We start from the raw sequence: 12,809 nt of genomic DNA, 5'->3' as shown, positions 1-12,809 counted from the left end.
AGCGCGCTCCGGAACCAGGTACCAGGGCAATGCCGGCGACCGCCGGCCATGCCCTCATGCGAGATGAAAGTGGGCGTGATGAATCGTTTGCTGCGGTGCGACAATTACCAAATCGTGAAAACTGTGTTCGGCTCTACGACCAATAGTCGCCTTGCAAAGGCTACGATTCTTTGGTCAAGCTGTTTCTCTATAAGTTGACAAGTGTGTGAGATTTTCGATGTCCTTCTGGGAAAAACTGTTGAATGCCATTGGCAATACCGCAGGCAATGCGCTGTCTGCGGTGGTCGAGGCTATCCGCACGGTTTTTGAAGGCGATCCCGAGACCCGGCGTAAGGTGGCTTTCTCCGTGGCGATCATCGCTCTGTCGGCCAAGATGGCCAAGGCCGACGGCATCGTCAGCGAGAAGGAGGTCGAAGCCTTCCGCGAAATCTTTGAGTTTCCGCAGGATCAGGCGAAGAACGTCGCGAGGCTTTACAACCTCGCGCGGCAGGACGTCGCCGGCTACGAAGCTTATGCCGAACGGCTCTCCACGCTCTGCGTTACCTGTGCGGCCAATTGCCCAGTGCTGGAAGACGTGCTCGACGGCCTCTTCCACATCGCCAAGGCCGACGGGCTGATCCACGAAAAGGAACTGAATTTCCTGCGCCATATCGGCGAGATCTTTCAGATGAGCGAGACCCGCTTCGAGCAGATTGCCGCCCGCCACGTCTCGTCCGGCGGCGATCCCTACAAGGTGCTCGGCGTCTCGCCTTCGGATGATTTCCCGACCATCCGCCGCCGTTACCACGGCCTCGTCAGCGAACATCATCCCGATCGGTTGATCTCGCGTGGCGTGCCGAAGGAATTCCATGTGATCGCCAATGAGCGCATGGCGGCGCTGAACGCGGCCTATGAGGCGATCGAGAAGGAACGCCGCGCCGCATGACCTCTTTCGAGGCCGACTGCAACAGCGCTCGCGTGCAGCCTTCGCCGAACCATGGCGAGCGGGCGGACGGGCGCCATCCCGATATGATCTTGCTGCACTATACCGGCATGCCGACGGCAGATGGCGCGCTCGACTGGCTCTGTCGCGCCGAAAGCCAGGTTTCCAGCCACTACTTTGTGCATGAAAACGGCGAGGTGGTGCAGCTCGTGCCGGAAACACGGCGTGCCTGGCATGCGGGGAAAAGCAGCTGGCACGGCGAGAGGGACATCAATTCTCTGTCGATCGGCATTGAGATCGCCAATGCCGGCCATCCCGGCGGGCTTCCTGATTATCCGAAGGAGCAGATCGCCGCGGTCATCGAATTGTGTCGCGACTGTGTCAAACGTTGGTCGATCGTGCCGGAACGGGTGCTCGGGCATTCCGATGTCGCCCCGATCCGCAAGGTCGATCCGGGCGAGAAATTTCCCTGGGCCGAGCTCCATCTGGCTGGCGTCGGGCACTGGGTCGAGCCGGCAACGATCACCGGCGGGCGCTTCTTCCAGAGCGGCGACACAGGCGAGCCTGTCGAGGCGCTTCAGTCGATGCTGTCGCTCTATGGTTACGGCACTGAAATCACGGGTGAATTCTCCGAAAAAACGGCAGGCGACGTGGAAGCTTTCCAGCGGCATTTTCGACCCGAACGGATAGATGGCATCGCCGATTTCTCGACGATCGACACGTTGCACCGGCTGCTGTCGGCTTTGCCGCGTTATTCCTGATTCCTCGACAATTACCGAAACGCCGAATTTCGCACTGCAGCACGAAATTCGGCCTGCCACATCATTTCCCTATTATCTCCTCATTGCGATGGTCTAAGAACGTCCGCCAAGCGGTGCTCGGGGTTGTTTTCGAGTTAAACCACGGGCGCTATGTGAAACGATAAGAATTACCGCGAATCCAGATCGGTACTTGATCTGGTATTCATTATGACAGCGAGGCGCGCCGTCCGGAAATTCTTTGGGTCGGAGTGTTCAAGACTACATGAGAAAACTGATTGTTGTTGCTGCAACATGCGTTGGCATGGTGCTGGCGGGAAATAGCTTTGCCTTTGCGAATGATTGGGGTGTGCGAGCCGATGCGTCGGTGAAGAAAGTCGAACGTCCTTCGAAGAAGACAGAGCGTCCGTTGAAGAAAGCGGAGCGTTCGGTCAAGTCGGCGAAGCGTCCGCTCAAGACGGCGGAACGCCCGCTGAAGACGGTCGAGCGCCAGAGCGGTTATTCCGTCGCCAATGTTTCCGGCAATTCCTATTCCGCACTGATCAGCAAATATGCGAACCAATATGAGGTACCGGTTGCGCTTGCGACCGCGGTCATCCGCATCGAAAGCAATTTCAATCCGAATGCGCGGGGTAGCCACGGTGAAATCGGCCTGATGCAGATAAAGCCTGCAACTGCCCGCATGATGGGCTATTCCGGCAGCGCCAAGGGCCTGTTCGATCCGGAAACCAACATCAAGTACGGCATGAAATATCTGGCTGCCGCCCATGATCTCGGTGGTGGCGAGACCTGCAACACCATCCTCAAATACAATGCCGGCCATGGCGCCACGCGCATGAACCCGGTGTCCAAGTCCTATTGCGGCAAGGTTCTGGCAATGCTCTGAGCCTGAAGCGATTATCCCTGACAAGAGCGGGATGATTCAAGATGATTGCCATGGTATCGCTGGAATTTAGCGAGGTGGGATATGGCAGTCGATTTCAGGTTCATTATCATCGGCGGCGGCATGATGGGTGCCGCCGCCGCCCGGCATCTCTCCTCGATGGCCGACGGCATCGCGCTGATCGGCTCGCGCGAGCCTGAGGAGCGCCAAGCTCATCACGGGGTCTTCGCCAGCCACTACGACGAAGCGCGCATCACCCGCACCTTCGACGGCAATCTTGCCTGGGGAACCTTCGCCGCCCGCTCGCTCGACCGCTACCGCGAGATCGAGGCAAGGAGCGGCATTTCCTTCTATTCGGAGGTCGGCTGCCTCTTTGCCGTTCCTGAGAAGGGCGAGCAGGACTATATCAAAAGGGCGCTGACCGTCAGCCGGACACTCGGCAGCGATATCGAGACCATCGCGCGGTCGGAACTCGGCCAACGTTTCCCCTATCTTTCCGTCGATCCTGATTCCACGGGATATTTCGAGCGCAAGCGCGCCGGTCACATCAACCCGCGGGCGCTGGTGCGCGCGCAGGCGACGCTCGCCGAACAGGGCGGCGTCACGCTGATTGAGGCAACAGCAACATCGGTGCGTGATGGCGGTTCCCATGTCGAGGTGACGGCCGGCGGCAGGAGCTACAGCGCCGAACGTGTGCTGGTGGCCGCCGGCGGATTCAGCAATTTCCATGCCCTGCTGCCGCGTGCGGTCGATACCAGGGTTATGGCGCGCACGGTCGCATTCTACGAACTCGGCGAGCGCGAGATGGCGGTTTTCGGCGGCATGCCGTCGACGATTGTGCTCGGTGACCGGGAAGAGGATCACATCTATATCCTGCCGCCGGTGCGTTATCCCGACGGCAAGACCTATCTGAAGCTCGGTGGCGACACCGAGGCGCTTTCTTTCGAGCGATTGGAGGATGCCGGTGCGTGGTTCCGTTCCGACGGCAGTGCTGCCGAGCGCGATCATCTGTCGCGCATCGCCTTGCAGCTGATGCCGGAGCTTGCCGGCTGCCCTGTCACATCGGCGCCCTGTGTGGCGAATTTCACGCCGACCGGTTATCCCTATGCGGGATTTACGCAGTCGCCGCGCATCGCGGTGCTGACCGGCGGCAATTTCGTCGCGGCCAAATCCTCCGACGAACTCGGGCGGTTGGGAGCGGTGCTTCTTGCTGAAGGACGGCTCGGTGATGAGGATTTTGGTGGCTCACTGACGCCGGTCTTCGCTGCTGCATGATTCCTTAAATCGGATTTATTTCAGGAATTATTCAGCAATTCAGAGTGTTACAGCGTCTTTTGCGCGTCTGAAAAGATGCACTGTATTGTTTAGAGGAGGCTGCATGGCAGTCGATTTCAAATATATTGTCGTCGGCCGTGGGCTGATGGGGGCGGCGGCGGCGCGGCATCTGGCACGGCAAGCGGATGGTGTCGCGGTGATCGGCCCGGATGAGCCTACGGACCGCAAGGCCCATCAGGGCGTCTTCGCCAGCCATTACGACGAGGGGCGCATCACTCGTACCATCGATCCAGACCGCAATTGGGCGCTGCTCGCCAACCGTTCGATCGGACGTTATGGCGAGATCGCCCGCGACAGCGGTATCGATTTCTATCGGGAGGTCGGCTGCGTCGTCGTCGCGCCGACGGGAGGCGATTATATCGAGAAGACCCGGCGGGCCGCCATTTCGCTCGACGTCGAGACCAGCCTGCTCGACGTGGCTGGGCTGAAGGCCGCCTTTCCCTTCTTCGCCTTTCCTGATGGTGGTGCGGGCGTCTTCGAGGCGAGGGGGGCCGGCCACATCAGTCCGCGCAAGCTTGTGAGAGCCCAATCGCTGCTGGCGGAAAAGGCAGGCGCCACGGTCATCCGCGATCATGTCGTTTCGATCCGCAGCGAAGGTGGATCGGTTGCCGTCAAGACATCAGGTGGCCGCACTTATCGCGGTGAAAAGGTGCTGCTGGCAGCGGGCGGATTTTCCATTGCTAAGAATCTGTTGCCGCGGCCCGTTGCCATGACGGTTTACGCCCGGACCGTGACGCTCTTTGAAGTAAGCGAGGCCGACGCGGTGCGCCTGGCCGCGATGCCGTCGCTCATCCTCAGGGCGCCCGGCATCGATATCTACCTGCTGCCGCCGATCCGGTATCCCGACGGCAAATTCTACCTGAAGATCGGCGGCGATCCTGACGATCTGGTGCTCAGCGACGACGCGGAGATGCGCGCCTGGTTCAAGACCGAGGGGCGCGATACGGTGCGCGCGCATCTCAAACGCATCGTTGAAGGTCTCGTGCCTAATATCGTGCCGCTTTCGATTTCGACGGCGGCCTGCGTCGTGTCGCATACGGAAAGCGGCTATCCGATGATTGGCTATAGCTCATCGCCCGAGATCGCGGTGCTGACGGGCTGTGCCGGCACCTCGGCCAAGAGTTCGGACGAAATCGGCCGGCTTGGGGCCGAGCTGCTTTTGTCAGGCGGAATCAGCGAGCAGGGCTACTCGACGGATTTCACACCGCAATTTCGCTAGAGCATTTCCGTTTTTCTCCGAATCACGGAAGTGCTCCCTGTTTTTGTTCTTACGCAATTGCGTACGCAAAACCGCTGCGCAGTTTTGCTGGAATTGCTCTAAGCGATATCATTTATTTCTATAGCAATTGCGATCTCTCTCGTTTATGGGAGCCCTGCCAGTTGGCTGGGCAGCCGCGCTTTACCAATGCCGAAAGGCGGTAGGGTGAGGAAAGTCCGGGCTCCACGGAAACACGGTGCCGGATAACGTCCGGCGAGGGCGACCTTAGGGAAAGTGCCACAGAAAGCAAACCGCCTGTCATGACAGGTAAGGGTGAAAGGGTGGGGTAAGAGCCCACCGCATCTCCGGCAACGGAAATGGCACGGTAAACCCCACCGGGAGCAAGACCGAATAGGGATGACGTGGCGGGCCGAAAGGCCTTCCGGCCGGTTTCCAGGCCAGTCATCCGGGTGGGTTGCGCGAGGCAGCGTGCGAACGCTGTCCCAGAGGAATGGCTGCCACGTTCCGGTTCACGCCGGAGCCTTACAGAACCCGGCTTACAGGCCAACTGGCGATTAATATCTTGCGGCGCGTCGGCCGGATTTTCACCGTAAGTCGCTGAAACCGACTGTTATCAAGCGGATGTTCATGCATCCCCGGGTGGATTTTTATTGCAGAGCCACCAGTACGTGTCGTTTGTAAGATGGCGATGCTAACCCTTTGTTAAACTTAACGGCTTATAAATTTTTGATCATGCGTCCGTTGCAAAATGGGCGTATCCCATTGACGCCCATATGGTCCCATGCTATCCCAAATGCGCACTGCACCAGGGCAATCACCTGCCCATTCATCGCAAAGCAAAGGCGCCTTCCTCTCCGGAAGCGTCGGAGGGGTTTTTGCTCATCCGGCTTGCGAAGCTGTGCCTGATATCGGGAGTTTCGGGCGTCTTTTGGTCCGGATCCCTGCGGGAACGGATGTTTCGTGTCATGAACCGCTTCCTTTCGAACGCGACCAACAGGATCGATGCCAAGGGCAGGGTTTCCGTGCCTTCGGCGTTCCGTTCCGTGCTGGCGCAGCGCAATGTTCAGGAGCTCTATTGCTTCCAGGACTTTGTGTTTCCGGCGATCAGCATCGGCGGTCCGGATCTTCTCGAAAGATTCGAACGGCAGATTGCTGCGGAGGATCCGTTTTCGCCGGATGCGAACGAGATGTCGCTTCTCATTCATGGAGGCGGGGTCTTCATGAAGCTCGACGCCGAGGGGCGGCTGATGGTCACGGATTTCATTCGCGGCTTCACCGGTATCTCGGACGAAGTGACCTTCGTCGGTCGGGCGGATCATTTTCAGCTCTGGCAGCCGCAGGCTTTTGTGGCCGCACAGGCGCAAGCACGAGGGGAGCGCAAGCTGGCGGGCAAGCGTTCCTGAAAGAACGAGGGAATGGAATGGTGGCGAATCCTGGCGGAGGTTCAACTGATGCCGGTGGCGGACCGGTTCGTCACATTCCTGTTCTTCTCGAAGAAGTCATTGCGGCGCTGGCGCCCGCGCCCGGCAAACTCATCCTCGATGGTACATTCGGTGCGGGCGGTTACAGCTCGGCCATCCTTGCGGCCGGCGCCGAGGTGATTGCGCTCGACCGCGATCCGACGGCGATTGCATCGGGGCAGGCGATGGTCGCCACCCACGGTGGTCGTCTCAAGCTCGTTCATTCGCAATTCTCGCATCTCGCCGATCATGCGCCGCAGGGCGGGCTCGATGGTGTCGTGCTCGATATCGGCGTCTCCTCCATGCAGATCGACGAGGCCGAGCGCGGCTTCTCCTTCCAGAAGAATGGACCGCTCGACATGCGCATGTCGGTCGACGGTGTGTCGGCCGCCGATGTCGTCAACCGCGCCAAGGTCGCCGATCTCATCCGCATCTTCCATTTTCTCGGCGAGGAAAGCCAGGCGCCGCGCATCGCGCATGCGATCGAGAAGCGTCGCGCCGAAAAGCCATTTGAAACGACACGCGATCTCGCCGGTCTCATCGAGCTCGTTACGCCGCGCAAGATGAAGGACAAGATCCATCCGGCAACGCGCGTCTTCCAGGCATTGCGCATCTTCGTCAACGACGAGCTCGGCGAACTGGCGCAGGCGCTGTTTGCGGCGGAAACGGCGCTGAAGCCGGGCGGGCGGCTTGTCGTCGTCACCTTTCATTCGCTCGAAGACCGCATCGTCAAGAAATTCTTCTCCGACCGCGCCGGCAAGGCGTCGGGTTCGCGGCATCTGCCGGTCGCGCATGAGCGAGCGGCAACCTTTGCGGCTATCGGCAAGCCGATGGTTTCGGCAAGCGAGGCGGAGGCCGAGATCAATCCGCGCGCCCGCTCCGCCAAGCTGCGCGCCGGCCAGAGGACGGACGCCGCCGCCGAAGCCGCGGATATGTCGCTCTTCGGGTTTCCCAATCTTGCCAGTCTCGGAAAGCTTGGTGGTTGATATGCTGAAAACGTTCGATCTCGTGCTCATCGGCGTCATGACGGCCACCGCCGCCGTGACCTACACGATCAAGCACCGCGCTGAATTGAAGCTCGAGGAGGTTCATCGCCTCGAAGCCGAGATCAAGCTCGAGAAGGATACGATCGACCTTCTCAAGGCCGACTGGGCGCTGCAATCGCAGCCGAACCGGCTGGAGCGGCTGGTCAAGGCCTATAATGACGAATTGAAGCTGCAGCCGACGGAATCGACGGCGCTCGTGCATGCCAAGGAATTGCCGATGCTGAAATCCGAGGTTCCCGTGCCTGACGTGACGGAGGCCAAGGCCAGCGCCAAAAGCGCGACCGAGGCCAGCGCCAAAAGCGCGACCGTGGCCAGCGCCAAGAGTGCGACCGTGGCTAGCGCCAAAGGCGCGCCGGACGCCGCCAAGGGCGCCCAAGCCGCCGCCAAGGCGCAGCCCATTCCGATGCCTGCGCCACGCGGCGAGGCAGAGGATGCAGATCAGATCGAAACCGGATCGGTGGAGGAATAATGTCGTTTCTTTCCCGCATCATGGTTTTGAAGAGCCAGGCGCATTTCTCCGCCGGCGTCTATAACCGGTTCGGCGGTCCTTCCCCCGCCGGCCTGGCGATCGAGGGATCGCGCAAGAAGAAATCGGGGCAGGCAAAAAGCCGCGTCGGCCTGCTGATCCTTGGCTTCATGGGTGTCTACGCCGTCATCGGCGGCCGTCTCGTCGAATATGCGATGAAGGATCAGGAGGTCGTCTCCAGCATTCTGCCGCCCGACCGGCTGATGGCCTCGCGCCCCGACATTCTCGACCGCAACGGCGAGGTGCTGGCGACCGACATCCGCACCGTCTCGCTGTTTGCCGAACCGAACAAGATCGTCGACGCCGACGAGGCGGTCGAGAAGCTTGCGACGGTGCTGCCCGAACTCGACGTCAAGGACACCTATAAGAAACTCTCGGTCAAGACCTCGCATTTCGCCTGGCTGCGCCGGCAGCTGACGCCTAAGCAGCAGAGCCAGATCTTGGCGCTCGGCATTCCCGGCATCGGCTTCCGGCCGGAGAAGCGCCGCTTCTATCCGGGCGGCTCGACCGCCGCCCATATCCTCGGTTACGTCAACATCGACAACCGCGGTGTCGCCGGCATGGAGAAATTTATCGACGACCAGGGGCTGGCCGATCTCGCCTCCGTCGGCATGACCAGCGACCAGCCGCTCGAGCCGGTGCGGCTATCGATCGACCTGCGCGTGCAGAACATCGTCCGGGACGCGGTTGTCAACGCCGTCAACAACTTCCAGTCCAAGGGCGCCGGTGCCGCGGTCATCGACGTGCATACGGGAGAAGTGCTGGCGATGGCATCGGCGCCGGATTTCGATCCGAACGATCCGCAGGAAGGCGCCAAGGAGGGTTGGCTCAACCGGATGACCAACGGCACCTTCGAAATGGGCTCGACTTTCAAGACCTTTTCGCTGGCCATGGCGCTCGATAGCGGCAAGGTGAAGATGACCGACAGTTTCGATGCCAGCAAATCGATCTATATCGGCGGCTTCACCATCCACGATTTTCACGGGCAGCGCCGCTGGCTGACCGTTCCCGAGATTTTCCAATATTCTTCGAATATCGGTACGGCGCGCGTCATCGACATCGTCGGCATCGATGCGCAGAAGGACTATCTGACCAAGTTCGGCCTGTTGACGAAGATGCAGACCGAGCTGCCCGAAGTGAAGATGCCCAGCCAGCCGCGCGTCTGGAAGAAGATCAATTCGATCACGATTTCCTTCGGCCATGGCGTCTCGACGACGGCGCTGCAGACAGGGGTGGCGGCTGCCGCTCTCGTCAACGGCGGCAAGCTGATCGAGCCGACATTTTTGCCGCGCACGCGCGAACAGGCCGATGAGATCGCCACGCAGGTGATCAAGAAGTCGACCAGCGACGAGATTCGCTATCTGCTTGACTTCAACGGCTACAAGGGATCTGGGCGTGTCGCCCGCGTGCCGGGCTTTTCCGTCGGCAGCAAGACCGGCACGGCCGACAAGGTGGTGAACGGGCGCTATTCGGCAACCCTGAATTTCAATTCCTTCATCGCCGCATTCCCGATCAACGATCCGAGATACGCCGTGATCACTTTCTGCGACGAGCCGAAGACCGGCGAAAAGGCCTATGGCGGGACGATCTCCGCCGGTACCGCCGGCCCGATCGCCCGCGAGATCATCAGCCGTGCGGCCCCCATTCTCGGCATCGAGCCGAAATTCGGGGAGGGCGGATCGGCCTTGCTGGTGTCTTATTGAGTGTGAATGAATATCGACGCCGATTCGCGAGGGGTGAACCGGCTTCAAGAGAGAAAAGTGCGTTCGATGAAATTGCGAGACCTGGCCGGAGATCAGTTTCCGGAACTTGAAGCACAGCTCGAAGGCCCGGCAGGCTTGCTTGATATTTCAGGTCTGTCTTCGGATAGCCGCAAGGTGACGCCGGGCAATGCCTTCGTCGCGGTCGCCGGCACCAAGGCGGACGGTGCGCGCTTCATCGCGGATGCCGCAAGCCGTGGCGCTGCCGTCGTGATCGCCTCGCAAGCCGTCGATGCTTCGATCCCAGTGCTTGCGGTTAAGGAGCCGCGCCGTTTCCTTTCCATCGCCGCCGCGCGTTTCCACGGCAAGCAGCCCGATACCATGGTCGCCGTTACCGGCACGGCGGGCAAAACCTCCGTCGCTTCTTTCACCCGGCAGATCTGGGCGCATGCGGGCCACGCGGCCGCGATGATCGGCACGACGGGCGTCGTTTCGCCGACGCGCAACGAATATGGCTCGCTGACGACGCCCGATCCGGTGTCTCTGCACGCGCTACTGGCGGAACTCGCTGGAGAAGGCGTGACGCATGCCGCGATGGAGGCGTCCAGCCACGGCCTCGACCAGTGCCGGCTCGACGGCGTGAAGCTTGCGGCCGCCGCCTTTACCAATCTCGGCCGGGACCACATGGATTATCATCCGACGATCGAGGCCTATATGGCCGCCAAGATGCGGCTTTTCGATACGCTGTTGCCGAAGGGATCGCCGGCGGTGATCTTTGCCGACGATCCATGGTCGGCGCAGGCGATCAAGGCGGCGACCGATGCCGGTCACGACGTTCGTACCGTCGGGCGAAAGGGCGATTACCTCTCCTTGAAACGCGTCGAGCACTTCCGCCACAAGCAGATGGCCGAGATCCATATCGGCGGCGAGATCTTCGAGGTGGACATTCCGCTGGCCGGCGATTTTCAGGTGGCCAATGCGCTGGTCGCAGCAGGGCTTGCCATGTCGACCGGTGTTGAGGCGAGGGTTGCAATGGCCGCGCTCGAGAAGCTCGTCGGCGCGTCCGGCCGTCTCGAACTCGTCGGCCATACGAAAGACGGCGCGCTCGCCTATGTCGACTACGCCCACAAGCCGGATGCGTTGGAAAATGTGCTGGGCTCGGTCAGACCCTTCACGACAGGCCGCGTCATCGTCGTCTTCGGCTGCGGCGGCGACCGTGACCGCGGCAAACGGCCGATCATGGGCGAAATTGCCTGCCGACTTGCCGACGTCGTCATCGTCACCGACGATAATCCGCGTTCGGAGGAGCCGGCCTCGATCCGGGCGGAGATCATGGCGGCAGCAGGCTGCGCCTCGGAAATCGCCGACCGCGCCACGGCGATCCGCGAGGCTGTGGGCATGCTGAGATCCGGCGATACGCTGATCGTCGCCGGCAAGGGGCATGAGGAAGGGCAGACGATCGGCGGCGTCACCCTGCCGTTTTCCGATCATGCGGAGGTGCGCAAGGCCTTGGAGGACCTGAAATCTTGAGCTGGCTCTGGACGACCGAAGACATGATCGCAGTGATGGCGGGGCGCCCCTTCGGCACTCCGCCCGACGGCATCACCGGTATTTCCATCGACAGCCGCTCGATTACCCCAGGCGAAGCCTTCTTCGCAATCAAGGGCGACCGTGTCGACGGTCACGACTACGCATCGATGGCGACGGCGAATGGCGCTTCGCTTCTCGTTGTCAGCGAGGCGAGACTTCCCGCCATGGGCCGCCTGACGGTGCCGATGATCGTCGTGGAAGACGTGCTCGCGGCACTTGGCCGGCTCGGCCTTGCCTCGCGCGAGCGCTCGCAGGCCCAGATCATCGCAGTGACCGGATCTGTGGGAAAGACGACGACCAAGGAAATGCTGCGGCATGTGCTGGCGCCCTCCGGCAAAGTGCACGCCTCCGTCGCCTCCTTCAACAATCATTGGGGCGTGCCGCTGACGCTGGCGCGCATGCCTGAGGATACGGATTACGGCGTCTTCGAAGTCGGAATGAACCATCCCGGCGAGATCCGGCCGCTGGTGGCGATGATCCGTCCCGATGTCGCCATCATCACGACGATCGCGCCGGCGCATCTCGGCAATTTCAAGAACATCAAGGAAATCGCCGCCGCCAAGGCCGAGATCTTCGAGGGGCTCGAACCCGGCGGCCATGTCGTGCTCAACCGCGACAACGACCAGTTCAATTTCCTCGATCGCACGGCGCAATCGCTCGGCATCGAGCATATCCATTCCTTCGGCCAGCATGCCAAGGCCGAGTTCCGGCTCGCAGAATTCAATGGCTCCGACGAGAATTCGACGCTGTGGCTGACGATTGGTGGCGAGACCCTGGAGGTCGCGCTCGGCGCGCCGGGCCGCCATATCGCCGAGAATGCGCTCGCAGCGCTCGGCGTCGTCAGGATCGTCGGCGCCGATATGCAGAAGGCAATCGAAGCGCTTGCGACGCTGAGGCCGGAAAAGGGCAGGGGTAAACGCCACCGGCTTGTGATCGGCGGCGGCAGCTTCACGCTGATCGACGAGAGCTACAACGCCAATCCGGCCTCGATGCGGGCGGCGATCGCACTGCTGGCGGCCTCCGAGCCGACCGGCCGCGGACGCCGTATCGCCGTGCTCGGCGACATGCTGGAGATGGGCGAGTATGCGCAAAAGGTCCATACCGACCTTGCCGTGCCGCTGCTTGCTGCCGGCATCGAACATGTCTGGCTCGCAGGAGCCGAGATGGCTGCGCTCAAGGAATCGCTGCCGGAAAGCGTCCATGTCGAATATCGCGAGAACACGGACGAATTGACGGATTATGTATTGAACTCGGTCGCGCCAGGCGACGTGTTGATGGTGAAATCGTCTCTGGGCATCGGTTTCGGCAAGATCGTCGCCGCGCTCCTTGACAAGTTCCCGGCATTTGCCGACACGCAACGCGAATTTTGA

11 protein-coding genes and 1 other RNA gene are annotated in these 12,809 nt (G+C 61.1%); all 12 read left to right on the top strand.

Features of this window, described 5'->3' with window-relative positions:
• The first annotated feature begins 217 nt into the window (after positions 1-217).
• The 12 genes from RLCC275e_RS14380 to RLCC275e_RS14325 all read left to right on the top strand — a co-directional run bounded on the left by RLCC275e_RS14380 (position 218) and on the right by RLCC275e_RS14325 (position 12,809).
• Complete coding sequence (locus RLCC275e_RS14380; RefSeq protein WP_003561040.1) at positions 218-925, top strand: J domain-containing protein; 708 nt, start codon at positions 218-220, stop codon at positions 923-925.
• Positions 922-1,683 (top strand): N-acetylmuramoyl-L-alanine amidase, encoded by a 762-nt coding sequence (locus tag RLCC275e_RS14375; RefSeq protein ID WP_033180965.1) that lies wholly within the window; start codon positions 922-924, stop codon positions 1,681-1,683. Before RLCC275e_RS14380 ends, RLCC275e_RS14375 begins: the two co-directional genes overlap by 4 nt.
• 262 nt (positions 1,684-1,945) lie before the next feature.
• Complete coding sequence (locus RLCC275e_RS14370) at positions 1,946-2,566, top strand: lytic transglycosylase domain-containing protein (protein WP_033180964.1); 621 nt, start codon at positions 1,946-1,948, stop codon at positions 2,564-2,566.
• An 81-nt stretch (positions 2,567-2,647) separates the two neighbouring features.
• A complete protein-coding gene (locus RLCC275e_RS14365; protein ID WP_033180963.1) occupies positions 2,648-3,838 on the top strand; it encodes an NAD(P)/FAD-dependent oxidoreductase in 1,191 nt (396 codons plus the stop codon).
• 103 nt (positions 3,839-3,941) lie between these two features.
• Positions 3,942-5,117, top strand: a complete 1,176-nt coding sequence (locus tag RLCC275e_RS14360) for an NAD(P)/FAD-dependent oxidoreductase (protein ID WP_033180962.1) — start codon at positions 3,942-3,944, stop codon at positions 5,115-5,117.
• Between the two features lie 157 nt (positions 5,118-5,274).
• An RNA gene (rnpB, locus tag RLCC275e_RS14355) (RNase P RNA component class A) lies at positions 5,275-5,672 on the top strand.
• Positions 5,673-6,082: 410 nt separating this feature from the next.
• Entirely contained in the window at positions 6,083-6,520 is a 438-nt protein-coding gene (mraZ, locus tag RLCC275e_RS14350) for a division/cell wall cluster transcriptional repressor MraZ (protein WP_026188472.1), read from the top strand.
• Positions 6,521-6,537: 17 nt separating this feature from the next.
• Positions 6,538-7,563, top strand: a complete 1,026-nt coding sequence (gene rsmH / locus RLCC275e_RS14345) for a 16S rRNA (cytosine(1402)-N(4))-methyltransferase RsmH (RefSeq protein ID WP_033180961.1) — start codon at positions 6,538-6,540, stop codon at positions 7,561-7,563.
• 1 nt (position 7,564) lies between these two features.
• On the top strand, positions 7,565-8,092 hold the full coding sequence (ftsL, locus tag RLCC275e_RS14340) for a cell division protein FtsL (protein WP_033180960.1): 528 nt from the start codon (positions 7,565-7,567) through the stop codon (positions 8,090-8,092).
• Positions 8,092-9,852, top strand: a complete 1,761-nt coding sequence (locus tag RLCC275e_RS14335; RefSeq protein ID WP_033180959.1) for a peptidoglycan D,D-transpeptidase FtsI family protein — start codon at positions 8,092-8,094, stop codon at positions 9,850-9,852. Before ftsL ends, RLCC275e_RS14335 begins: the two co-directional genes overlap by 1 nt.
• 6 nt (positions 9,853-9,858) lie before the next feature.
• Complete coding sequence (locus tag RLCC275e_RS14330) at positions 9,859-11,379, top strand: UDP-N-acetylmuramoyl-L-alanyl-D-glutamate--2,6-diaminopimelate ligase (protein WP_033180958.1); 1,521 nt, start codon at positions 9,859-9,861, stop codon at positions 11,377-11,379.
• A complete protein-coding gene (locus RLCC275e_RS14325) occupies positions 11,376-12,809 on the top strand; it encodes a UDP-N-acetylmuramoylalanyl-D-glutamyl-2,6-diaminopimelate--D-alanyl-D-alanine ligase (protein ID WP_033180957.1) in 1,434 nt (477 codons plus the stop codon). The genes RLCC275e_RS14330 and RLCC275e_RS14325 overlap by 4 nt, the downstream gene beginning before the upstream one ends.

Origin of the sequence: Rhizobium brockwellii, from assembly GCF_000769405.2 — a bacterium.
GTDB classification, from domain to species: Bacteria; Pseudomonadota; Alphaproteobacteria; order Rhizobiales; family Rhizobiaceae; genus Rhizobium; species Rhizobium brockwellii.
The sequence above is the reverse complement of the archived record's forward strand: the minus strand, read 5'-3'. Positions and strand labels throughout refer to the sequence as shown.

What these genes read in the sequence shown, in the direction of transcription:
- RLCC275e_RS14380 (WP_003561040.1), top strand. Translation starts at nt 218, where the DNA reads ATGTCCTTCTGGGAAAAACTGTTGAATGCCATTGGCAATACCGCAGGC.
- RLCC275e_RS14375 (WP_033180965.1), top strand. Translation starts at nt 922, where the DNA reads ATGACCTCTTTCGAGGCCGACTGCAACAGCGCTCGCGTGCAGCCTTCG.
- RLCC275e_RS14370 (WP_033180964.1), top strand. Translation starts at nt 1,946, where the DNA reads ATGAGAAAACTGATTGTTGTTGCTGCAACATGCGTTGGCATGGTGCTG.
- RLCC275e_RS14365 (WP_033180963.1), top strand. Translation starts at nt 2,648, where the DNA reads ATGGCAGTCGATTTCAGGTTCATTATCATCGGCGGCGGCATGATGGGT.
- RLCC275e_RS14360 (WP_033180962.1), top strand. Translation starts at nt 3,942, where the DNA reads ATGGCAGTCGATTTCAAATATATTGTCGTCGGCCGTGGGCTGATGGGG.
- mraZ (WP_026188472.1), top strand. Translation starts at nt 6,083, where the DNA reads ATGAACCGCTTCCTTTCGAACGCGACCAACAGGATCGATGCCAAGGGC.
- rsmH (WP_033180961.1), top strand. Translation starts at nt 6,538, where the DNA reads ATGGTGGCGAATCCTGGCGGAGGTTCAACTGATGCCGGTGGCGGACCG.
- ftsL (WP_033180960.1), top strand. Translation starts at nt 7,565, where the DNA reads ATGCTGAAAACGTTCGATCTCGTGCTCATCGGCGTCATGACGGCCACC.
- RLCC275e_RS14335 (WP_033180959.1), top strand. Translation starts at nt 8,092, where the DNA reads ATGTCGTTTCTTTCCCGCATCATGGTTTTGAAGAGCCAGGCGCATTTC.
- RLCC275e_RS14330 (WP_033180958.1), top strand. Translation starts at nt 9,859, where the DNA reads ATGAATATCGACGCCGATTCGCGAGGGGTGAACCGGCTTCAAGAGAGA.